At 65.3% G+C, this 20,802-nt stretch carries 29 protein-coding genes; 16 read left to right on the plus strand and 13 right to left on the minus strand.

Annotated elements, in window-relative coordinates:
- Positions 1 to 156 precede the first annotated feature (156 nt).
- The gene (locus NU1_RS16720) at positions 157 to 402 is read left to right on the plus strand and encodes a hypothetical protein (RefSeq protein WP_067522447.1); all 246 of its coding nucleotides are present in this window, start codon (positions 157 to 159) and stop codon (positions 400 to 402) included.
- 159 nt (positions 403 to 561) lie between these two features.
- Here the strand turns inward: NU1_RS16720 and NU1_RS16725 are convergent, their stop codons facing one another.
- The gene (locus NU1_RS16725) at positions 562 to 1,446 is read right to left on the minus strand and encodes a Sco1979 family transcriptional regulator (protein ID WP_067522448.1); all 885 of its coding nucleotides are present in this window, start codon (positions 1,444 to 1,446) and stop codon (positions 562 to 564) included.
- Positions 1,447 to 1,532: 86 nt separating this feature from the next.
- Positions 1,533 to 1,763 (minus strand): DUF397 domain-containing protein, encoded by a 231-nt coding sequence (locus NU1_RS16730; protein ID WP_067522450.1) that lies wholly within the window; start codon positions 1,761 to 1,763, stop codon positions 1,533 to 1,535.
- Positions 1,764 to 2,109: 346 nt separating this feature from the next.
- Between NU1_RS16730 and NU1_RS16735 the strand changes: the two genes are divergently transcribed.
- The 3 genes from NU1_RS16735 (at position 2,110) to NU1_RS16745 (ending at position 3,729) form a co-directional block, all read left to right on the plus strand.
- Positions 2,110 to 2,904, plus strand: coding sequence for an SAM-dependent methyltransferase (locus tag NU1_RS16735; protein ID WP_067522452.1), 795 nt, complete (start codon positions 2,110 to 2,112; stop codon positions 2,902 to 2,904).
- Positions 2,905 to 3,097: 193 nt separating this feature from the next.
- Complete coding sequence (locus tag NU1_RS16740) at positions 3,098 to 3,310, plus strand: hypothetical protein (protein ID WP_245720155.1); 213 nt, start codon at positions 3,098 to 3,100, stop codon at positions 3,308 to 3,310.
- A 119-nt stretch (positions 3,311 to 3,429) separates the two neighbouring features.
- Positions 3,430 to 3,729, plus strand: a complete 300-nt coding sequence (locus NU1_RS16745) for a hypothetical protein (protein ID WP_067522454.1) — start codon at positions 3,430 to 3,432, stop codon at positions 3,727 to 3,729.
- An 87-nt stretch (positions 3,730 to 3,816) separates the two neighbouring features.
- Here the strand turns inward: NU1_RS16745 and NU1_RS16750 are convergent, their stop codons facing one another.
- The 3 genes from NU1_RS16750 to NU1_RS16760 all read right to left on the minus strand — a co-directional run bounded on the left by NU1_RS16750 (position 3,817) and on the right by NU1_RS16760 (position 5,426).
- A complete protein-coding gene (locus NU1_RS16750; protein WP_067522639.1) occupies positions 3,817 to 4,605 on the minus strand; it encodes a GntR family transcriptional regulator in 789 nt (262 codons plus the stop codon).
- Between the two features lie 99 nt (positions 4,606 to 4,704).
- Entirely contained in the window at positions 4,705 to 5,055 is a 351-nt protein-coding gene (locus tag NU1_RS16755) for a polysaccharide deacetylase family protein (protein WP_067522455.1), read from the minus strand.
- Positions 5,056 to 5,072: 17 nt separating this feature from the next.
- On the minus strand, positions 5,073 to 5,426 hold the full coding sequence (locus NU1_RS16760) for a winged helix-turn-helix transcriptional regulator (protein WP_067522457.1): 354 nt from the start codon (positions 5,424 to 5,426) through the stop codon (positions 5,073 to 5,075).
- A gap of 59 nt (positions 5,427 to 5,485) precedes the next feature.
- On the opposite strand from NU1_RS16760, the gene NU1_RS16765 reads away from it, so the two are divergent.
- The 3 genes from NU1_RS16765 to NU1_RS16775 are packed head-to-tail and all read left to right on the plus strand — an operon-like array spanning position 5,486 to position 7,273.
- Positions 5,486 to 6,295 (plus strand): SDR family oxidoreductase, encoded by an 810-nt coding sequence (locus NU1_RS16765; RefSeq protein WP_067522458.1) that lies wholly within the window; start codon positions 5,486 to 5,488, stop codon positions 6,293 to 6,295.
- Entirely contained in the window at positions 6,247 to 6,882 is a 636-nt protein-coding gene (locus NU1_RS16770) for a LysE family translocator (protein WP_067522460.1), read from the plus strand. Before NU1_RS16765 ends, NU1_RS16770 begins: the two co-directional genes overlap by 49 nt.
- A gap of 40 nt (positions 6,883 to 6,922) precedes the next feature.
- Positions 6,923 to 7,273 carry a hypothetical protein gene (locus NU1_RS16775; RefSeq protein WP_067522462.1) on the plus strand — a complete coding sequence of 117 codons (351 nt, stop codon included), beginning with the start codon at positions 6,923 to 6,925 and terminating at the stop codon, positions 7,271 to 7,273.
- A 9-nt stretch (positions 7,274 to 7,282) separates the two neighbouring features.
- Here NU1_RS16775 and NU1_RS16780 read toward each other — a convergent pair whose 3' ends face one another.
- Together NU1_RS16780 and NU1_RS16785 are read right to left on the minus strand one after the other, a co-directional pair.
- On the minus strand, positions 7,283 to 8,638 hold the full coding sequence (locus tag NU1_RS16780) for an oxygenase MpaB family protein (protein WP_067522463.1): 1,356 nt from the start codon (positions 8,636 to 8,638) through the stop codon (positions 7,283 to 7,285).
- A gap of 3 nt (positions 8,639 to 8,641) precedes the next feature.
- Positions 8,642 to 9,661, minus strand: a complete 1,020-nt coding sequence (locus tag NU1_RS16785; RefSeq protein WP_067522465.1) for an oxygenase MpaB family protein — start codon at positions 9,659 to 9,661, stop codon at positions 8,642 to 8,644.
- Positions 9,662 to 9,726: 65 nt separating this feature from the next.
- On the opposite strand from NU1_RS16785, the gene NU1_RS16790 reads away from it, so the two are divergent.
- Complete coding sequence (locus NU1_RS16790; protein ID WP_245720157.1) at positions 9,727 to 10,392, plus strand: TetR/AcrR family transcriptional regulator; 666 nt, start codon at positions 9,727 to 9,729, stop codon at positions 10,390 to 10,392.
- A 12-nt stretch (positions 10,393 to 10,404) separates the two neighbouring features.
- Here the strand turns inward: NU1_RS16790 and hpnE are convergent, their stop codons facing one another.
- From hpnE to NU1_RS16805, 3 genes are all read right to left on the minus strand, one after another.
- Positions 10,405 to 11,805: a hydroxysqualene dehydroxylase HpnE gene (hpnE, locus tag NU1_RS16795; protein WP_371859799.1), complete on the minus strand. Its 1,401-nt coding sequence runs from the start codon at positions 11,803 to 11,805 to the stop codon at positions 10,405 to 10,407.
- Positions 11,806 to 11,933: 128 nt separating this feature from the next.
- Complete coding sequence (locus NU1_RS16800; protein WP_067522469.1) at positions 11,934 to 12,341, minus strand: pyridoxamine 5'-phosphate oxidase family protein; 408 nt, start codon at positions 12,339 to 12,341, stop codon at positions 11,934 to 11,936.
- A gap of 200 nt (positions 12,342 to 12,541) precedes the next feature.
- The gene (locus tag NU1_RS16805; protein WP_067522471.1) at positions 12,542 to 13,117 is read right to left on the minus strand and encodes a CGNR zinc finger domain-containing protein; all 576 of its coding nucleotides are present in this window, start codon (positions 13,115 to 13,117) and stop codon (positions 12,542 to 12,544) included.
- A gap of 102 nt (positions 13,118 to 13,219) precedes the next feature.
- Here NU1_RS16805 and NU1_RS16810 point away from each other — a divergent pair, with 102 nt between their 5' ends.
- The gene (locus NU1_RS16810; protein ID WP_067522473.1) at positions 13,220 to 14,392 is read left to right on the plus strand and encodes an epoxide hydrolase family protein; all 1,173 of its coding nucleotides are present in this window, start codon (positions 13,220 to 13,222) and stop codon (positions 14,390 to 14,392) included.
- A gap of 39 nt (positions 14,393 to 14,431) precedes the next feature.
- On the opposite strand, the gene ligD is transcribed toward NU1_RS16810, so the two are convergent.
- Positions 14,432 to 15,364 (minus strand): non-homologous end-joining DNA ligase, encoded by a 933-nt coding sequence (gene ligD / locus NU1_RS16815; RefSeq protein WP_067522643.1) that lies wholly within the window; start codon positions 15,362 to 15,364, stop codon positions 14,432 to 14,434.
- A 146-nt stretch (positions 15,365 to 15,510) separates the two neighbouring features.
- Positions 15,511 to 15,699, minus strand: a complete 189-nt coding sequence (locus tag NU1_RS16820) for a hypothetical protein (RefSeq protein WP_067522475.1) — start codon at positions 15,697 to 15,699, stop codon at positions 15,511 to 15,513.
- A gap of 9 nt (positions 15,700 to 15,708) precedes the next feature.
- Here NU1_RS16820 and NU1_RS41505 point away from each other — a divergent pair, with 9 nt between their 5' ends.
- Entirely contained in the window at positions 15,709 to 15,846 is a 138-nt protein-coding gene (locus NU1_RS41505; protein ID WP_157552405.1) for a hypothetical protein, read from the plus strand.
- Positions 15,847 to 15,851: 5 nt separating this feature from the next.
- Here NU1_RS41505 and NU1_RS16825 read toward each other — a convergent pair whose 3' ends face one another.
- On the minus strand, positions 15,852 to 16,076 hold the full coding sequence (locus NU1_RS16825; RefSeq protein ID WP_157552407.1) for a hypothetical protein: 225 nt from the start codon (positions 16,074 to 16,076) through the stop codon (positions 15,852 to 15,854).
- A gap of 98 nt (positions 16,077 to 16,174) precedes the next feature.
- On the opposite strand from NU1_RS16825, the gene NU1_RS16830 reads away from it, so the two are divergent.
- The 6 genes from NU1_RS16830 to NU1_RS16850 all read left to right on the plus strand — a co-directional run bounded on the left by NU1_RS16830 (position 16,175) and on the right by NU1_RS16850 (position 20,791).
- Complete coding sequence (locus NU1_RS16830; RefSeq protein WP_067522478.1) at positions 16,175 to 16,606, plus strand: hypothetical protein; 432 nt, start codon at positions 16,175 to 16,177, stop codon at positions 16,604 to 16,606.
- A gap of 9 nt (positions 16,607 to 16,615) precedes the next feature.
- Positions 16,616 to 16,771, plus strand: a complete 156-nt coding sequence (locus NU1_RS42260) for a DUF6131 family protein (RefSeq protein ID WP_169815081.1) — start codon at positions 16,616 to 16,618, stop codon at positions 16,769 to 16,771.
- Between the two features lie 102 nt (positions 16,772 to 16,873).
- A complete protein-coding gene (locus NU1_RS16835; protein ID WP_067522645.1) occupies positions 16,874 to 17,788 on the plus strand; it encodes a 2-hydroxyacid dehydrogenase in 915 nt (304 codons plus the stop codon).
- A 95-nt stretch (positions 17,789 to 17,883) separates the two neighbouring features.
- Positions 17,884 to 18,201 carry a hypothetical protein gene (locus tag NU1_RS16840; RefSeq protein ID WP_245720158.1) on the plus strand — a complete coding sequence of 106 codons (318 nt, stop codon included), beginning with the start codon at positions 17,884 to 17,886 and terminating at the stop codon, positions 18,199 to 18,201.
- Between the two features lie 72 nt (positions 18,202 to 18,273).
- Positions 18,274 to 19,056 (plus strand): hypothetical protein, encoded by a 783-nt coding sequence (locus NU1_RS16845; protein WP_067522479.1) that lies wholly within the window; start codon positions 18,274 to 18,276, stop codon positions 19,054 to 19,056.
- 67 nt (positions 19,057 to 19,123) lie between these two features.
- Positions 19,124 to 20,791 (plus strand): serine/threonine-protein kinase, encoded by a 1,668-nt coding sequence (locus tag NU1_RS16850; RefSeq protein ID WP_212761467.1) that lies wholly within the window; start codon positions 19,124 to 19,126, stop codon positions 20,789 to 20,791.
- The last annotated feature ends 11 nt before the right edge of the window (positions 20,792 to 20,802 follow it).

Below are 20,802 nucleotides of genomic sequence, written 5' to 3' on the forward strand. Positions count from 1 at the left end.
GCATATTCGAGGTTGCAGATGCACTTGCATCTGTATGGAGCACAGTCATAGACTCACCTTGCAAGGTAGACAGGGGACAACCACAGAGCCAAGCGGCGAATTGTTGGTGATTCTTCGCCATCGGTTTGCCGCCGGCCGGGCGTCAGGGGCGTTCGCATGAACCAGCCAATCAACCTCAGCCGACTCGGGTTCGCCGACAGTAGTCGCGAACACGGTTATTCACGCGAGACGGCAACGGCATTCGTGATCGACAAGGTCGAATCCACCGGAGCGGCCACTCGGTACGATTTCGATGTCGAACGAATCGTCACCACGGCGCACGCAATGGTGAACGACTGGGATCTACATCTGATACATCCGGAAGCCTTCTGGCGCATCGCGTCCAGCTTCATCCGGCAGTAGCAGCCGTCCCATTCAGATATCCCGGGGTGAATCCCCCGGGATTCTTGGGCATATATAGATTCTTGGGCATATATAAGGGCCGCAGATATGGTAAAGGCCGCCGCAATGCGGCGGCCTTTACGGTCTGACTCTCGAAGACTCCTCGTCAGGGACTCTCGATCAGAGACTCTCGGCCTTCTGCATCAGCAGCTTGCGCGATCGCTCCGGCGCTTCGGCCTGCACACTCAGCTGGTCCATGACCTGCCGGTACAGCTCGAGGTCCGCCCGCTGATCCAGGTACAGCGCACTCGTCAACTGTTCCAGGTAGACGATATCGGGCAATTCCGGCTCCGCGAAACGCAGCATGGTGAACGAACTCCCCGACGCCGCATGGCCGCCCGCCGCGTACGGCAGTACCTGAATCGTAATATTGGGCCGCTGCGACATCTCCACCAGATGCTCGATCTGTTCCCGCATCACCTTCGGCCCGCCCACGGGACGATGCAGTACCGCCTCATCCAGCACCGCCCAGAAACTCGGCGCACCGGGCCGAATCAGCAACTCCTGCCGACGCTTGCGCAGCGATACCCGCCGCTCCGCATCGGCGTCATGCCCGAGCGCCACCACCGAACGGGCGTAGTCCGGGGTCTGCAGCAGACCCGGAATCAATTGCCCCTCATAAGTACGAATGCTCTTGGCCGCGTGTTCGAGTCCTAGATAGGTCTCGAACCAGTTCGGCAGCAGATCGCTGTAGCGATGCCACCAACCGGGCTGGTTGGCCTTGCGGACCAACTCCAGGAAGGCCTCACGCTCGCCGGGATCGTCAACGCCATAGAGCGACAACAGATCCCGGACATCGCGTTCCTTGAATCCCGTGCGCCCCAACTCGAGGCGACTGATCTTCGCGTGGGAGCCGCGGATGTGGTCACCAGCGGCTTCCCTCGTGATACCGCGTTCAATACGAAGCTTGCGCAGCTGACCACCGACGGCGATGCGCAATGCGGTCGGGCCACGCTCGGCGACAGTGGAATCCACCCGACCGGGGCCTACCGGTTCTGCGATCATTTGGGCCTACTCCGTTGCTCGGCAATTTCCGGCAGTGGACCACAACTATCGTCGCGAACCACCGCGCCGATTGCCAATGCTACCTTTCAGCACGCCAGATCGTCGAACTCTCCGGTCTTCGCGCCGCGCAGGAACGCATCGATCTCGGGGCGGGTGTAGACCAGCACCGCCCCCTGGGGGTCACGCGAGTTCCGCATCGCCACGAGGCCACTCGCGAGTTCCGCCACTTCCACACAGTTCCCGCTGGGGTTACTGAATGTGCTCTTGCGCCAGGACAGTTCAGAGGGATCGATACGGGTTGCCGATATGCGTGTCATTTCCGACTCCTTGCCAGTACCGCCCGCAGACGGTGTGCCCAGTACTTGCAAACGTTCGATCAGATGTTCTTACAGTTGCAACCGCAACTTGAACGATAGCACGCAGATAGCCCGCTATCGATCCCCACGAACACCCTGTTCCTTTGCAACACAACAGCTTTGATCTTGGTAGCCGGAACGGGCATGCGAAGTTGCGAAGATATCCGGGCATTTCCGACTGGTCGGTTCTATAACCCGCAGGTCCGGCAATACCCGCATCACCCACGTCAACTTTTGCCGAATCTTGTACTGTCACTGGGCAGATCAACCCTTGTTCGCAACGCGCGCTCTCGTCGAGGAGATCCTCATGTCCGAACCCAACCCCGCGATCCGCACCGACATCCCCCACTCCGCACGGATCTGGAACTATTGGATGGGTGGCAAGGACAATTACGACATCGACAGAGTCGTAGGCGATGCCAGCCTCGAGATCGATCCGGACATCTCGGCCATGGCAGTGCAATCGCGGCAGTTCCTGATTCGCGCGGTCAGCTTCCTCGCGAGCGAGGTCGGCCTTCGCCAGTTCCTCGATATCGGCACCGGTCTGCCCACCATGCAGAACACCCACGAGGTGGCGCAGAGTGTGTCGGCGGAATCCAAGGTCGTCTACGTCGACAATGACCCGCTGGTCCTCGCGCACGCCCGCGCCCTGCTCACCAGCACCACCGACGAGGGTGTCACCACCTATATAGAAGCCGACTTCCACGATCCGGAGAACATCCTCCAGGCGGCCAGCCAGGTCCTGAACTTCACCCAGCCGATCGGCGTCATGTTCATGGGTGTGCTCGGGCACGCGCGCAGCTACGAGGATATGCAGCGCATCATCCGCACGGTCATGGACGCCGTACCGTCGGGCAGCTACCTGGTGTTCTGGGACGGCACCATCGACAACCCCAATTACGTGAAGCTGTGCGAGGAATACACCAAGTCGGGCGGCGTGCCCTACGAGCCGCGGACGAAGGAGCAACTCGAGGTCGCCTTCGAGGGCATGGAGTTGGTCGAACCCGGCTTCTCACCGATCACCCGCTGGCGTACCGACACCGCCCAGATCGGCTCCATTCAGGACGTCTCCGCCTACGGCGGGGTAGCTCGTAAACCCTGACGCCACAACAACATCAAAAGGGACAATCTCGGCCCGACGCGAATGGTCGATCGTGCAAATGTGCTTGCATCTGCACGACACGGCCCCCTAAACTCGTCGTAGACGAATATGGCCGGAATGCGCCGGATCGTATTGGGAAAGCCCCGCGCCAGCGTCGCCAACCGATATTCCGCTTGCGGCCAGAGGCGTCCCAATGACTCAAATGCTTTCGCGTTCCGGCTCTCCGCGCTCCACCGGGTCCGGAAAAGCCCCCTACACCGAACCTTCCGGTGACTGTTCGGTAGATCCGCGGTCCCTCACCTACCGGCAGGCCCGCGCCATCCTCCGCGCACACGACCAACATTTCGCGTGCCGCCAGTACCTGGCGGCCGTGGCGTACCTGTCCGCGGACAACGACGACGATTAGCCCTCTCGCAGACCGACTCTTGCACCGAGATCACTTTGCGGCGTGTTTTCCCTTGCGTGCCACCGGATGCGGCGGGTACCCCGGAAAGGGGAACAACCGGCCAGTGGAACGAGCGCGAGATGATTCTGACTACCGCACTAGACCTGATCGCCATGCCCGACCTGCACGCGCAGGTCTTCAATCCAACTCCCGAGACGCCGCCGGTGGCGGACAAGCTATTGCGGCTGGTCCGCTACTTCACCTGGTTCGTCCTGCTAGCCGGCACCCTCGCCATTATCTACGCGGGCGGCAAGTTCGCCTGGGAGAAGTGGCAGGGTGGCCCGCTCGAATCGCCCAAGCGCATCGCGGGCGCTCTGGTCGGCGGTATCGTCGCGACCAGTGCGGGCACCATTATGAACGCGGCCATCGGCGCCGTATAACGTCCGGCTGAGTCCTGGCATCACCCAGGCGCGCAGTGGATCGAATCCTCGTCCCAGACAATGGGAGCGAGCGACCATGGGAGTGCGTCAAGCCGTGGCGGCGTGCGAGATCCCCTCGGCGGTACCGTCGAAAGTCTCCGCCACACCGACCAGTTCTACGAAGCGCGCCATCACCTTCTGGTGGTACATGCCGAACAGATCCTCGAACAGCGCCAGCTGCGCCGCGCTCGGCCCACCATCGGATTCCCAGACCGCCACCAGCGCTCGCCACACCAGCACATGCAGATCCGGAGAAGCCGCGAAGAATGCCTCGACCGCCTCCGGCACCTCGAGCACCATATCGCCGAGGGAGTTCAGTACCGAGCGCCGCATGGTCTGACCGAGTGCGGTCTGCAGGCGGCGCAGCAGCGCCAGTTCGATGGTGAGCATGCGTCGCGGATCCGGATTCTTGCTCCGGGCAATGATTTCCAGCGCGTCGATATCGGCCTTGAGTACCGCGGAGTCGATACGGCGATCGGCCTCGGTGTAGTCGAGCAGCGTATCGAGAACGATGGCACGTTCCTCGTCGACGATATTGCCGAACATCTCCAGCGCGATCTCGGGCATGGGCATGGACAGCCGGAACAGCCGGCGGTACACCTCCACCCCGCCCTGGGTGCGCACATCGCGAATGGTGAAGCCCTTGCCGCGGTGCGCGTCCACGAATCCGTATGACTCGAGGCGTCCCAGAATCAGTTGGGCCGTCGCGCGATTCATATTGAACTCATCCGCGACCTGCCGAACGGACGGCATCAGTTCGCCGGGAGCGTACTGCCCGAACGCGACGCGGCGCGCGAGCTCATCCGCAACGTCCGCGACGACGGTCCGCTCTCCCATCGTGACACCCTCCATACCGAATCTACGTCCCAGACAGTCTAAGTGGTAGCAGGGCAAACCGCATACGCACGCGGAATTCGCGGAACTACCGGAAAACGCCTAGTGAGCGAGCAATTGCGAGACCGTCACGAATGTGTAGCCGCGGGCCCGGAGTTCCTTCGCCAGGAGTGGAATGGCGGCTCGGGAGGCCGCGCCGGACTCATACATGGCGTGCAGCAGGATAATCGAGCCCGGGCGGACCCGATCCAGCGTCTCAGCCACGATCTCGGCGACATTCGCGCGCTTGCCGGAGTCTGGTTCCACATCCCACATGACGGTGGTGCGGTCGTGGCGCGACAGGTACCACGGCAGCGTGAGCAGCTTCTTACCGAACGGCGGACGGAACGTAATCGGCCCCTGGTAGCCGGTTTTCGCGATCTCGGCGTCGGTGCGTTCGACCTCGTCGCGCACGGTACCGGGGGTTACCCTCACTCCTCGCCGACCGGATCGGCCGCGAGGGCCCGGGCCCAGCGATTCGACCACGCCCACACCGGTTCCAGCGCGACACCGAGTTCCTTTCCAGCAGCGGTCAATTCGTACGACTTGTCGGTTTGTTTAACCACCAGCCCCGCCTGCTGCAATCGCTGCAATCGGACCGACAGCATGCTCGACGAGCAATTGCCCATCCGGCGGCGCAATTCCAGGAAACCGAGCGGCCCCGGTTCGAGTTCCCAGAGCACGCGGAGCACCCAGCGCTGCCCGAGCAGGTCCATGGCCGTCAATAGGGGCGCGGCCGCGGCGTCGGCGCGGCTCGCGGCGGGGGGTTCGCTTGCACTTCTCATTTCGAACCACCATAGTGGTGCTAAATCAGAAGCAAGAGCGTGGGGCGCGTGGCCCCCGAATGGAGGGTGCACGAGTGGGCTCGGAAGAACGTCGAATTGTGTTGATCACCGGGGCTTCTCGTGGAATCGGCGCCGAGGCGGCACGGATTCTCGGACAGCGTGGCGACCATGTGGTGGTCAACTACCGGGAAAAGCGCAAGCGCGCCGAGACCATTGCGGCGGAGATCGCCGCGGCGGGTGGCAGTGCGTCGGTGGCGGGTGCGGATATCACCGACGCCGCCGCGGCGGCCGGACTCGTCGATACCGTGGTCGGCGAGTTCGGACGGCTGGATATCCTGGTACTCAATGCTTCCGGCGGTTTGGAGCAGGGCGCGGCGGCGGATTACGCCATGGCGGTCAATCGAGATGCCCAGACCCGACTGGTTCGACTGGCGCTTCCCCGTATGGCGCCCGGCGCCCGGATCGTCTTCGTCACCAGCCACCAGGCCCATTTCTCCGCGACTCGGCCGGTACCGGGCGGGTATGAGCCCATTGCCCGCAGCAAGCGCGCGGGCGAGGACGCGCTACGTGACATGGTCGGCGAATTCGACCGGCGGGGAATCGGTTTCGTGGTGGTCTCCGGCGATATGATCGACGGCACCATTATCGTGCGACTGCTCGAACGGCGAGATCCGGATGCCGTCGCCACCCGCCGCGAACACGGTGCGCTGCCGACGGTCGAGGAGTTCGCGATGGCCATTGCCGACGCGACCGCTCGACCGGCCGAATCCGGGCACACGATCTATGTCGGTGGGGCGGATTTTCATGGCAGCATCGCCACATGCCCCACTGGATCGGCATCCTTCCCCAATTCCTCCTCGCCTGCCTGATACTGGCCGCACTGCCCGGCCCCGCCACCGCCCTGTTCCTCCAGCGCTCGGTGCGCGACGGGCGGGCAGCGGGGCTCGCGGCCGTGGCGGGCAATGAGATCGGTGTCTTCGCGTGGACGCTGGCCGGAGGCGCCGGACTGTCCGCACTGCTGGTCGCCAATCGGATACTCAGCCACACCCTGCACATTGTCGGGGCGGCGGTATTGATCTGGCTCGGCGTGCAGGCGTGGCGTAGCGCCCGACGGCCCGAGGATTTCACCGCCGCACCCCTACCGCCGCGGGGACGCTCCACCGCCGCCTCCTTCCGCGCCTCGCTCATCTCCGTCGCGGCCAATCCCAAGGCCGCCGTCTTCGGGCTGACCATCCTGCCGCAGTTCCTGCCGTCGACCGGGCCGGTGCTGCCGACGGTGCTCATTCTCGCCGCCATTCAGGTCGTCGTGGATACGCTCTGGCGCGTGGGAGTCGCGCTCGCGGCCGAGCGGGCCGGGGCCTGGCTGCGGAACAACCGCATCCGGCAGCGGGTGGAGCGCGCCCTGGGTGTGATCCTCGTGGCGCTGGGCTTCGGTGTGACCGCGGACGCCCGCTGAGCGGGGGTGTACCACCGGATGCGGTGGGAATTCCGTAAGCATGGTGAACGATGTCGAGAAGCGGTGGTCGGATCCGCGGACGTTCCGGCACGCGGCCTGGTACGTGGTCGCGGTGCTGGTCACGACCGTTGTGGCGGTCGCGCTGACCATGACCTGGGCGGGCCGTCGTTCCGAGTGTTCGGATGCGGATACCGCGCTGTGCGACACCATGGCACGGACGGTGGTGGGGTTGGGGCCGGGCGGGGTGTTGCTACTGGGTGGGATCGGGGCGTTCGTCATGACCTTTCTGCAATGGCGGCGCAGACGGAACTGGGTTATCTGGCAGGGGGCCGGATGGTTCCTGTTCACCCTGATGGTGGTTTTTCTGTCGATTGCCGGGGGTGCGCGGTAGCCCACCGGCTCAACGCACCGGGCAGCGAGCAACCTCGGTGGCGGTACCATCGTGCTGGTCGTAGGGGGTGCTGTGAATGCCGACACGAGCGGCCAGCATGCGCGCCACCCGGGTATTGCGATCCCACATCGGGTCGACGTGGCGGGCACGGCGGTTCATGCGATGACGTGCGCCGGGCAGCTGGTCGTCCAGGCGGCGCAGTCGCACCACGGCGGTGGCCGCGAGTCCGGTGAGCTCCTTCCACGGCCGCGTCGGTACCGAACGCAGCACGGTATCGGCGAGTAGGGCACGCACCAATCCATCACTGCTGTAGTAGGCGAGCACTCCCAATAGTGGTGCGGTGGCGGCGATTTTCACCCGATCGGTGAAACCGTGCTCGCCGAAACCCTTGATGGCCGCGCCCGCCATGGTGGCGGTCCACTCCGGCGCGGTGCCCGCGGTCGCCACCATGAAGTCGGCCATTTCCATACCTTCGAGAGCCGAGCGCGGGATCAATTCCTCGGCGACGCCGAACAGGTAGGCTATATAGCCCCAGTAGTGCATGACGGCATCGAGTTGCTGTGTGCTGCACCGCCGTCCGTGGACGTGATCGAAACAGATGGGTGAGATACCGAAGGTGACGGCCGCACCCATGGTGGTGGCATTGGAGATCGGATTGCCGTGGACGGCGAAATGCTCCGCACCCCACCTGCGCCGCAATCCGGCGCGCACCTGAGCGTGCATGAGCCGCACCCGCACCGTATCGGCGAAAACCGGCGACCAGCGATCGATCGCACCCGGCACGGTGACACTGCGGAACCAGTTGGCGGTCTCCAGGTTTCGCCGGTAGGGATCGTTGACGAAGCGTCCGGTGGCCCCGGTGGCCGAGGCCACCTCCGCGCCGACGAAGGTGCCCATGAAGTCCTGCACACCCATGGCCAGCTTGCCGGCGATGGAGACATTGATCCAGATACGGCGGCCGTACTCCCACAGGTCCGGATCGAACCACCGCGGCGGATTATCCAGGCGGGCGAAGAGATCCACCAGTTCCGGTGGCGGATCATCGAGGCTGTCGATACCGTGCGCCAGTGCCCGGTCGAGCAGTCTGCGGCATTCGACATTGCCGATCCGACCGAAGGCCCGCACCACCGCGTCCATGGGTTCGTCGCCCTGCCACAGGTGATCGGCCATCAATCGGGTGCGCGGGGTGTCCACCGGTTCGGGACGGACATCGATCCACGGCCCGAGCATGGCGCGTCGCGGCTGGTACCACAGTTCCGAGGCAACGGCGCGCGGCGGTGGCGGACGCAGCGGCATTCCGGGTCGGTAGTAGTAGTCGTACGGGTGTTTACCGTCAACGGTACGGATATCGTTGTGCGCCTGCATGATTCAGTACCCCGTCAGCTGTCGGAATCGAGTGAGGGCGGTCGAGCCGTGGTCGGCGTGGACCGGGCAGTAGTGCTTGGTTTCGCCCCGGTGTTCCGGTGCGGGCCAGAGGAGTTCGGGGGCTTCCGGCGGCGCCATGGAATCCGGTCGTTTTCCGGCGGCACGGCGGCGGCCGGCTCGAATACGCGGAAAGGCGTACTTGACCTCGTCCGGTGTCACCCGGTTCATGGCCGTGAGCACCGCGCACAGCTTGTCGAAGAGGTACTGATCGCGCGCGGTCCAGGTGAACCCCATGGTGCGGCGGATCGGCGGATCACACAGGCCGATGGTGACGAACCTGTAGAAGCGCGCTCCCGACGGCCGAACCAGGTACTCCCACAGCGGTTTCGGGATATGCCTCAGTACGGGGAACGGTGGAACCGGAGCATTGTCGGCCAGCTGGTACACCTCCCAGGCGGCGTTGGTGGGCTCGAGGCCGTCGGTAACCATGGTCCGCCAGTACCCCTGGAACTCCGGCCAGCTGCGCGGGACCACCGTCATACTCATGCCGTACATCTCGTACCACTGGTAGTGCTCGCGCCAGAGCTGTTCACGCTCAGTCGGAGTCAGACCACCCATGAACAGTTCGGCGGCGCGCAGGGTCTGCACGAAGAACACCGCGTGCGCCCAGTAGAAGGTGCCCGGATCGAGGGCGTGATACCGCCGCCCCCGAGCATCGACACCTCTGATGGTCCGGTGATAGGAGACGATCTCGCGGGCGGTCTGCCGAGCGCGTGGACCGTCGAAGATCACGCCCACAATGGGATACGCGGAGCGCACGACGCGCTGGTAGAACTCGTTCTTGATCTCCGAGTGGAACTCCACCCCCGCCCCCAGTCCGGGGTGCATATTCTGCACCATGCCCAGGAACAGGCCCGTGGGCGCGAAGTAGAGGGAACCGAAGATCTTCCAGGTCAGCGAGTCCGGTCCGAGCGGTATGGGCTCCGGCGGCGGCTCGTGCTCCACGACATTGTGTGACACCATGACCTCAGGCTGACACGAATATTTACTCGCATTCAATTCGTGTTCCGATCCGCCGTGGAAATGACATGCCACCGAAACGACAGCATCCGAAAACCCCGGCCGCACCACGGAAAACACCGGTGCAGGAGCGGTCACGCGCCATGGTGCGGCGCATTGTCGATGCCGGACAGGAAGTGCTGATCCGGTACGGCTACGACGGGGCGTCCACCAATCGGGTCGCGGAGGCGGCCGGGATCAGCCCGGGATCGCTGTATCAGTACTTTCCGAATAAGGACGCCATCGTGTCGGCGGTCATCGAGCGCTATACCGCACAGGTGGCCGAGCGGGTGCGCGCGCATGTCGTCACCCATTTGGCCACCTCACCCGATGTGGGTGTACCGGAGACCATTTCGGTGCTGCTGGACGCGCTCGGCGATCATCCGGAGCTGCTGCGCGCCGTCGTGGAGCAGACGCCGCGGCTGACCTCCGGCAGCGCAGTGGTGGCCTTCGAACAGCAGATCGGCGAACTGGCGCGGGTGGCACTCACCATGCGCCGCAGGCAGGTTCCGCGCGATGTCGATTTCGACGCGGCCGCGTGGATGCTGGTGCGTGCGGTGGAGCATCTCACCATTCGCTATGTGCTCGACCGGCCGCCGGTGCCCCGGGAGCGTTTCCTGGCGGAAATCACCCGCCTGGTACTCAATTACTTCCGGGAACCCGCGGCTACTTCCGGGAACCCGCGGCGCGAGTAGAACGCGAGTGATTCAGACAGCCACCGGCGCGGGAAGTGCGAGCAGCAGATCCACCGCTCGCGCGGCACTTTGGGCGGCACTCTCCATGGTGGCGCTCCAGTCGGTGCGGGTCCAGTCCCCCGCCAATACGAGGGTGGGTACCGAGGTGCGTTGATCCGGGCGCAGACCGTCGGTGCCGACCACCTGGCTGAAGGTGGCGCGCGGCATCGGCACCACCTGGGCGTGCACCACTTTCGCTTCCCGCGCGGCCGGATAGTAGCGACGCAGCAGCGCCATCTGCTCCGCCACCACCTCTTCCTGGGATTTGTGGATCTGCTCGTACGCACCGCTGGTGGTCAGGCAGTACAGCCAGCCGCGCGAGGTATCGCGCTGGTGCATGCGCTGCCGATCGAAGACCTCGTCGATCACGCCGACGCCACCGATGATCGCCTCGAATTCGCCCTTGGTGCCGAGTGGGCGATCCAGGTAGAGGTTGGTGCTGACAATCGGCGTGTAACCCAATTTGTCGGCGGCCGAGTAGATCTCGTTGTGCTCGGGCAGATCATCGAGCAGCCCGCCGATATTGGAATTGGGCACGGCGCACACGACGGCGTCGGCGGGTAGTTCGGTACCGTCCGCCAGCAGCACTCCGCTGACCGCGCCGTCGTGAATATTGATGCGCCGCACCACCGCTCGATAGCGCACATCCACCCCGTGCTGCTCGAACACCCGCTCCGCGCCGGTGACGAAGAGCGTATCGAGATCGGTGGTCGGATAGCCGATGGTCACCGGTCGGCGATGCCGAATGCCCAGCCGGATTCCGGTGGCCAGCACATCGGCGAAGACCTTCGCCGACTCCTGCCGCACCGGTTCGGCGGCAATACCCAGTGCCAGCCAATCCCACAGTGCCTCACGGGCGGTGGCGGGCATGCCGATGCGCTCGAACCACTGCTCGGTGGACAGATCGGCGAGATCGGCGGGTTGATTCAGGCATTCCCAGCCCAGCCGGGCGGTCGCGATACCGGCGCGTATCCGATCGGCGGGGCTGGCATCGGGGTGCGCGCCCAGGAAGGTGCGCAGCGCACCGAAACCCTTGGTGGCCATGACTGTCGCGCGTCCACCGGGCCAGCGCAGCACGCCCTGGTGTGGGAAGGCGACATACCGCCGGGTTCCGACGCTGGTGAGATAGCGGAACAGATGGTCGTAGCCGCTGGCGATCACGTGCTGCCCGTTATCGGGCACATCGTCTACTGGCGGCGCCGCCAGCGCATGGGTGCGGCCGCCGAGCCGTCCACGCCGCTCCAGCAGCGTCACCCGCTTTCCGGCTTCCGCCAACCACACCGCCGAGGCGAGCCCAGCGAGCCCACCCCCGATCACCACGTAATGACGCGGATCGTTCATGTGAGCACTCCGAACCGAACTCGCTTGCCGGATTCCATCCGGAAACGGACGTTACCCGCAACAGCGAAGCACCGCAGGACAATTCACAATGGGAAGGAGAACTATCCCGCGGTGCCGAGTGATTCGAGGTCGCGCGGTGCGGCCGCGGGGCATCCGCACCCTCAGGCGTCCACGAGTTCGACGCCGGTGACGATTTCGGCTTCGATGCGTATGACGTGATCGACGGGCATGGTGATCCAGGGCTCGAGCAGGGCCTCGTAGCGGTGGACTTCCTCCGGGTCGTGCACCACGCGAGCGACACCGGTGACAATGACGCTCCATCCCAGCTGGCTGGTCTCGTCGAAGGAGTCGGCCTCATAGGCGACTATCTGCCCGTCGCCGCGCAGCAGATCCGCGCCCAGGTGTGCGCGAATCACCACCGAGTCACCATCGACGAGGTGGTTGACCGGCCGGATGACGGGGAGCCCACGGCGGGAGAAGGCGATGCGCCCATAGGAGATATTCGCTAGTCGCCGCAGTGCTTCGGCAACAGGCAGCGCATGCAAAATCCGTGCACCTTCGCCGCCCATACTTCAGATTGTCGTCCTTTCGCGCGCCACGCGCCAATTCCTTTGTCACGTGGGCGTGTTCGTCGCAGGGTTTATACCGAAGTACCTCCGAGTGGTTCGATGACGCCGCACGGTCAGCGCGGCAGCGGGCTCCCGGGCGAGGCGACGAACAGTCCGGTGAAGGCAGTGAGTGGCGGTCGGTTGCGCGCATGAGTGAACGATCACTCCGCTGATCTGGAGTTCTTGCGCTGGTTGGCATGGAAGCGCGCCTTCTTCTGACGATTCCCGCACGTGTTCATGTCACACCATTTGCGGGTGCGACTCTGGCTGGTGTCGAAGAAGGCGGCTCGGCAGGTCGGCGATGCGCACAAGGCCAACTTTCCGTCTCGTTCGCCCGCGATAATGCTGATCGCGTCGGCGGCGATGACACCTAGCGCATCTTCCACGAAGGACGCCGCGCCGAGTCGCCATTGCCGAGTGCCCTCGGGCGTCAGGACGGCCGCCGCCCGCCCCTGAATGCTGCGGTCATTGATGACTCGGACAGCAGGTGCGGGGAGAGCGTCTCCGATCGCGGCCGCTGTCACGGCGGCGTGCATCGATTCCCTCAGTTCCCGAGCGAGTTCGAGCTGGGCGGTGGTGCAGGTGTCCACGGCGAGACCGTTCACTGCCAGCCAGTCGATGAGTCGCTGCGGCGTGGGTATGCGCTCCACCGCGTCGCCACGACGCTCCGTCAGAGTCGCCGTGAAGCTGGTCGCCAGCACGCTACCGAGGCGAAAGTCAGGGAACCCAGCAGGCATGGAACCAGCTTAGCTGGTTGCGGGTCGGCACAATGACATGCTAGAACCGTCTAAGCCGGTTCACGGCAGGTCGTAACCGGTTCCCGATGACCAGGAGGACTCATGCGCCGTCCCACCAGCGACGTGCAAGCATTCGAAGCCCACGCGAGCGACGCCGACCTCGACGAGCTGCGTGCGCGATTGGCCGCGGCGCGGCTGCCGGAAGCCGAGACGGTCTATCGCGCCGCACCCGACCCGAGCCGATGGGATCAGGGCGTTCCGCTCGCCGACCTCGTCGAGGTCGTGAACTACTGGCGCACCGGGTACAACTGGCGGTCGTTCGAAGAGCGCCTCAACCGGATGGGCCAGTTCCGCACGACCATCGATGATCTGGGAATCCACTTCCTGCACCGCCGATCCGCGCGCGCGGATGCCACTCCGCTGCTCCTGACGCACGGCTGGCCGGACAGCATTGCTCGGTTCATCGATGTGGTAGACGAGCTGGCAGATCCGAAAGATACGAACGCGCCGGCCTTCCACGTGGTGGTTCCCTCGCTGCCAGGCTTCGGTTACAGCGATAAGCCAGCCACCACCGGGTGGGGAACCGAGAAGATCGCGGCCGCCTGGGTGGAGCTGATGGGAAGGCTCGGTTACGGCAAGTTCGTGGCCCACGGCGGCGACTGGGGAGGCAATATCACCACGGTTCTCGGCGGCAGGTTCCCGGCGCACGTGCTCGGCATCCACACCACATTCGCGGAGGGGCCGCCCGGGTTGACAACGGACGGGCTGACGGCGGCCGAGCGCACCTGGACCGAGGAAACCCGCGATTTCTGGCGCCACCGCGCGGCGTACGCAAAACAGCAGGCGACCCGACCGCAGACCATCGGCTACTCGCTCGTCGACTCACCGGTCGGGCTGCTCGCCTGGATCCTCGACAAGTTCGCCGAGTGGTCCGATACCGCAGACAGCCCGTTCGAGACGATTTCCATCGACAGAGTTCTCGACGATGTCACCCTGTACTGGCTGACGCGGACCGGTGCGTCGGCGGCCCGCATCTACTACGAAAGCCACAACTCGCTCGACCCCGAACTTCGGGTGGACGTCCCGTCGGCACTCACCATGTACCCCCGCGACGTCGAGAAGTGCCCGCGCCCCTGGGCTCAGGAGCGGTACCGACAGATCGTCCGATGGCGGACGCCCGAGACCGGGGGACATTTCCCATCGTTGGAGGTTCCCGAGTATTTCGTCAAGGACCTGCAAGAAGGCCTCGCGGAAGTGCTGGCCGCTCATCGGTGAACGCGGCCGGGTCCGCCACGCCGTCTCGCGTCCGAGAGCTCAGTCCGCCCACGGTTGCTGTTCGCGAACGACTTCGGACGCGCGCTTGTCCGGGCGTAAGCCACGCCAGGTCGGGTGGCGCAGTCGGCCCTCGGAGGTCCATCCGGTGAACGAGACTTCTCCCACGAGCCGTGGTTCGACATACACCGCACCCGGCACACCGGCATCGACGGTTGCCGTCTTTCGTTGCAGCGGTTGAAGTTCGGCTAGCAGCTCGTCGAGCATCCGGACGGTCCAGCCGGTACCGACATTGCCGATGTAGACGAGCCGGCCGTTGTCGTCGTGGACGGCCATCAGCAGTGAGCCGATGCGGCCTTCCCTGCGACCGGTTCCCGGTTTCCAGCCCACGATAACGACCTCTTGGTCGAGCACGTTCTTGACCTTGGTCCACAACGGGCTGCGCCGCCCGGGCAGATACGGGCTGTCGAGCCGTTTGCAGATGATCCCTTCCAGGCCAACACGTTTCGACTCGGCAAGCATGTCGGGGCCGGTGCCGTGCAATCGTGGCGGAACCTGCCAGTGCGAACCGCGGAGGCCGAGTTGTTCCAGTAGGTCCCGTCGCTGCCGGTAGGGCAGGCCGATCAGGGAACGGTCGCCGATGTGGAGGAGGTCGAAAATCATGTAGGTAGCGGGCACGGATTTCGCCAAGGCGCGAATGGTGCTCACGTTGCGCTGATGCATCCGCGGTTGTAGCGCTTCGAAGGAGGACCGACCGAAGGCGTCGAAGGCGACGATTTCACCGTCGACGACAAATGGAGGCGTCCCGGACGCGAGACCGGCGAGTTCGGGCCAGGCTGCCGTGATGTCCTTGTCGTTGCGCGACATCAGCCGTAGGCCGTCGTCCACATAGCCGATTGCCCGGATTCCATCGAATTTGATCTCGTAGTTCCATTCGGATTCCTCACCGGGGAGGATCCCTGCCATCGCCAGCATCGCCGCATAGTGCGGCAACCCGGTCACGCCCGCCTCGCCGCCATCGTCGGTCCTCTCGCGAACTCGAACGCTGCTGACCAATAGCCAGTCAGATAATACCGACTGGTCGGCGTAGGTCGGTCAGGTACGAGACGAGCGAGTCGCGGTCACGGGACCGAGGTGAGCGCGCCGACGAGTCGGTCGACCTGCGGCTTACTGATTAGGATGACGTCGTACCCCAACTGCTCGGCGGTTGGCTTGTCGACAGCCAACCGCTTGCGCTGACCGGCGACCTGGACCGTTATCTGTCCCGCGAAGAGATCGCGCCCGAGCACGACGGCATCGCGTTCCGTCAATCCGCGTTATTGCTCTCCGATGCGGAATTCACCGAGTTCGTCACCGCGCTGGGCCAACTGCTGACCCGGTTCTCCAGCAACGAACGCCGCAACGAAATCCCCCCAACTGTCGCAGCCGACCTGCCGGAGACCGATCGAGCCGCCTGATCCGGCTAGCGGGCCGAGATGCCGTTCTGCCGGATTACCTCGAGGACCTCGCCGTAGCTGAGATCGGAGGTGACGATGATGGATTCCGAGGCATTGTCACGGTTCACCGCATTGATGGAATTCATGCTGAGCAGCGCCTTTTCGGCCTGACCCACCTCGCGGGCGTAGTTGGGTAGTTGGAAGGTGTAGGCCATGACGGCTACCTCTCGGTCGGCGGAGTGCTCTGTCACCGAGGTAGCCGCCCGGCGTTTCCCCAAACACGCCGGGCCGCAGCGAATCTGCTGCTCGTGCGTTGTTTGGTGATCTCGCGGCCGGGAATAGCCGCTATATGTTGACCATTATCGGGCTCATCGCCCTCCTCGGCGCCGTGGCCGTGGGCGTTGCCGGTATTCAGGCGAACAGCGGAGAGACGCTGCCCGGCGGATTCACGGTATTCGGCCAGAACTACAGCGGTTCTTCGGGAGCGCTGTTCGGTTACGGCATGATCGTCGGCGCCATCGGCGCCCTCGGGCTCATTCTGCTACTCACGGCGGTATGGACCGCGTCGCGGCGCGGCAGCATCGCACGTCGCGAACTCCGTCAGACGAAGCGCCAAATGGCCGCGCGACCGGCCGCTCCGGCTGCGGCCGCTCCGGCTCCAGTCGCTCCGGCTCCGGCTCCTGCTCGGGCGGCCCCTCCGGATTCCAAACCCACCTGGTCGTTCAACCGGTTCATGAACCGGCCACCAGCGGACAAGTCAGTCACGCCCGCACACAAATAGGAGAAGTACATGATCGTCCTGGGCCTTGTCATCCTGGTCGCCGGCTACTTGCTCGGCATTCCGCTCCTCACCACCGTCGGCGTCATCGTGCTGGTCGTCGGCCTAGCCCTCGTACTATTCGGCTCCATGGGACGTCCGGTCGGCGGTCGCCGACACTATTACTGACCCCCAACGGACCGATACCGCCGCCCGGAACAACCGGGCGGCGGTTCGCTGTCCGAGTATTCGGTTGTCGGCGCGATACCCATCCCGGCTAGCGTGGCGCTCATGGTCACGACGGTCCTGGTTCCCGATGATTACGGCGTTGCGGTGATTTCGGCTCTCGACGGGGTGCGAGCGGTGCGATACGAACCCGACGGGCCGGTTCCCCCGGGCGGCGAGGATGCCGAGATCCTGGTGCCCCGTTTCCTGTCCCCGGCCAACACCGCCCACATCGCCTGGCAATTGCCGAAACTGCGCCTGGTGCAACTGCTTACGGCCGGAGCCGAGTCCTGGGTGGGCAATATCCCCGAGGGCGTCCTGCTGTCCACCGCACGCGGTGCGCACGGGGCGAGTACCGCCGAGTGGGTACTGACCGGATTGCTGAGCGTCTACCGGGAGTTCACCGAATTCGCGGTGGCGCAGCGCGAACACCGCTGGACCCAGCATCAGACGGATACGTTGTGCGGCAAGCGAATTCTACTTGTCGGCGCGGGCGACGTGGCGGTGGAAATCCAGCGCAAGCTGATCGCGTTCGATGCTCCCGCCACCCTGGTCGGCACCCGCGCCCGCGCGGGCGTACACGGTGTGGACGAACTCCCCGAGCTGCTGGGCGACGCCGATGCCGTGGTACTCACGGTTCCGGTGACCAGCCAGACGGTCGGCATGGTCGACGCGGCGTTCCTGGCGCGGATGGCCGACGGCGCGATCCTGGTGAATGCCGCACGCGGTTCCGTGGTCGACACCGATGCCCTGCTCGCCGAACTCACCACCCATCGTCTGCGCGCCGTCCTCGATGTCATCGACCCGGAACCCCTGCCGTCGGAGCATCCGCTGTGGGACGCGCCGGGTCTGCTCCTCACACCGCACGTCGGCGGCAGCAGTCGCGGCAACTGGGAACGCGCCTACACCGTGGCGGCCCGGGAAATCGCGCGCTACCTCGCCGGGGAGCCGCCGCGGAACCTGGTACACGGCGAATACTGACCCGGCCCGCGGCAGTCGAGGTTCGATGCGCTGATTGCTGGGTATTTCCCAGTTACAGCGGACATATCCCGTGTGTCCGCGACCGGAGGTGTGTCATGACCGAACAACCCTGGGCTGCGGCGAACCTGCCGCGGATGCCCGGTCGCAAGGGCTTCGAACGCGAGCCGCGACGCCACCACGCCGGCGAAGGCATCGAGGACGGCTACAACCTACCGGGGTTCATCCTGTGTGCCCTGGGCGTCATCGCACTGGCGCTGACGCTGACGGCGGCCGGATACGGATTCGCCGGTTGGGCGACCATCGCCGCGATCACCTCCGCGGCGCTGTTCATCGGTGGCGCGGGGTGGCTCTACGTCGAGTGGCACCGAGAACTTCGGCACCGTCCCGACGACAGGGCTCGCCAAGGGCATTGATCCTCGGCGACTCCAGATCGCGAAGGCCGCGATAGGCCGAGCCGCGTGCCATTCGTCGCTAGCATCGTGCTTGTGACCGAGAACAGAGCAGGTGGCGCATTCGGCTCGGCCGCGCTTGCCGCGTGCGCGTTTCTGGCAGGCTGCGGCGCCGATGACGCGAACACCGGACAGCCCCCGGCCACCTCCCCCGCAACGATATCGGTACTGCCCCAGCCGAGTTCGACAACCGTGGTCGCACCCGCCCCGACCGTCACGATCGGGGAAGTGCCCGGCAATCCGGACGCCGTCGAGGCGCTGCGGCCGTGGGTGCGAGATCTGGTGGACGGCGATATCGAGCAGCTGGTGCGCAAGTGCTGGACCATCGAACCGAACAATGCCCGGGATATGTACGCCGATCGAGACGGCATTCTCGCCGCGGTGGCCCAGCCCGGCATCGACGGGCAGTTCGCGGTGATCTGGCGGGGCCCGGACCGGACCGTCAGTGTGAAGCGCGGTGAAATCGCCTCCGGATACGCGTGCCCGCGCGTCGCCTCGACCGGAGCCACCACCACCTTCAACGAAGCCGATGCGCGCTACGCGGTGCAGCGGTATCTGTCCCGCTGGGTCGGCACGCCCGTCGATCCGGCCGATGTCGAGGGCGAGTACCCGCTCGTCTGTGCCGGATCGGTGCTGGCGAACAATCCCGGAAGGCTCACCGGCAGCACCGGATTCGGCGAGCTGACCTCGACAACCACGGGCCGCGACAATGTCGAGGTATCGGTACCGGTGACGAATTCATCCGGTGTGACACAGCCACTGGTCTTCACGGTGACCATCGGCCCGGAGGGCTACTGCGTCAACGACATCAGCGGCTGAACCTCGGCCGGTGGCGGTCCGGAGTAGGCGTGTCGCGGTGCGGGAACGATGGCAATAGGCTGGCGCGGTGATTTCCGGGCGGACAGTGGTCGACGGGCGCTTCGAATTGCTCGAACCGCTCGGCAGCGGCGGTATGGGCACCGTGTGGCGGGCCTATGACCTCGCGCTGCATCGTGAGGTGGCGCTCAAGGAGGTACGGGCCACCGACGACGGCACGGCGGGCTCGACCGGCGTACAACGGAAGCGGGTACTGCGGGAGGCACGGGCCCTGGCCCGGATCGGGCATCCGAATGTGGTGGCCATCCACCACATCGTCGATTCGCCCGCCACCGTGCATCCGTGGATTGTGATGGAGCTGGTGCGCGGTCGCGGCCTCGCCGACCAGCTCGCACTCGGCCCGATGGAACCCGCGCGCGCCGCGCAGATCGGGCGCGGTGTCCTGGCGGCGCTGCGGGCCGCGCATGCGGTCGGCGTGCTGCATCGCGATATCAAGCCCGCGAATGTGCTACTGCGCGAAGACGGTTCGCCGGTCCTGACCGATTTCGGTATCGCGGCGATCGATGGTTTGAACGGGCTCACCTCGACCGGCAGTGTGGTCGGCTCACTCGATTACGTCGCTCCCGAACGCCTCGACGGCCAGGAGGGCCATCCGGCCTCCGACCTGTGGTCGCTGGGGTTGTTGCTCTATGTCGCGGTGGAGGGCTATCACCCGCTGCGCCGCGACACCACCGTCGGCACCCTGGCCGCGGTGCTGAAAGGTGAAGTGCCGCCGCCGCGCCGGGCCGGAGCGCTCACGGCACTGTTGCAGGCGCTGCTCGTGACCGATCCGAACCGTCGGCCCGCGGCCGAGCAGGTGGATCGGATGCTCGCCGAGGCGAGCGGCGCGGTTGTCGCGCCCCCGTACACTGCCGCCGCGGGGTCACCGCCGATCGAGCCCGCTCACATCTCGGCGTCACAGCCGGTTACACACGCTCACAGCCCCGTGTCACAGTCGATGACGCACGCTCGTAGGTCCGCGCCGCAACCGATTACGCACACTCCCCCACCCTGGCCGCCCACCCCTCCCGGTCGGAACCACCGGTGGACCGCGGCCGGTGTCGCCAGTGCGGTCCTCATTGCCGTGGTGGTCGCGGCGGTCGCCCTGCGACCCGACTCCACCGGCTCCCAGGCAAACCCGACACAGTCCGCGGGCACGAGTCAACCACTGAGCGCGAACCCATCGCCGAGCAGCGAGCGACCATCCGGTACGACGGCGGCCACCGGATCCGCGGCTCCCGCCGCCGTGGAACTACTCACCCCCGACGGCATCAGGCAGGCCATAGCGGCCTTCGAAACCGCCTCCGGGGGAAAGGAGTTCACCAGCGCGTCCTTCCATCAGACGCACGCCAGCACCGGCGCTCCCATCGACACCGAATCGGGGCGCTACGACAACTACACCTACCGCGACGGCGTGGCCACCCGCCAGGGGCCCGGCGGAACTCTCACCGGCGGCGACACCACGATCCAACTGAGCTCGATCGACTGGGATATTCTCCCGGAACTATTCCGCACCGCGGACGAAAAGCTCGGCGTACCCAACGCCACCACGCGCTATGTGCTGGTCGACCCCGCCTGGACCTTCAACAACAATCGACCGACGATCAAGGTCTATCTGAGCGACGATTACGGGGGCACCGCGTACCTGGCCGCCGATACCGATGGCACCGTCGTAAAAATCTATGCCCGCGAGCGGTGATTCGGCGCGTT

The sequence above is a fragment of the Nocardia uniformis NBRC 13702 genome (genome assembly GCF_001613345.1).
GTDB lineage: Bacteria > Actinomycetota > Actinomycetes > Mycobacteriales > Mycobacteriaceae > Nocardia > Nocardia uniformis.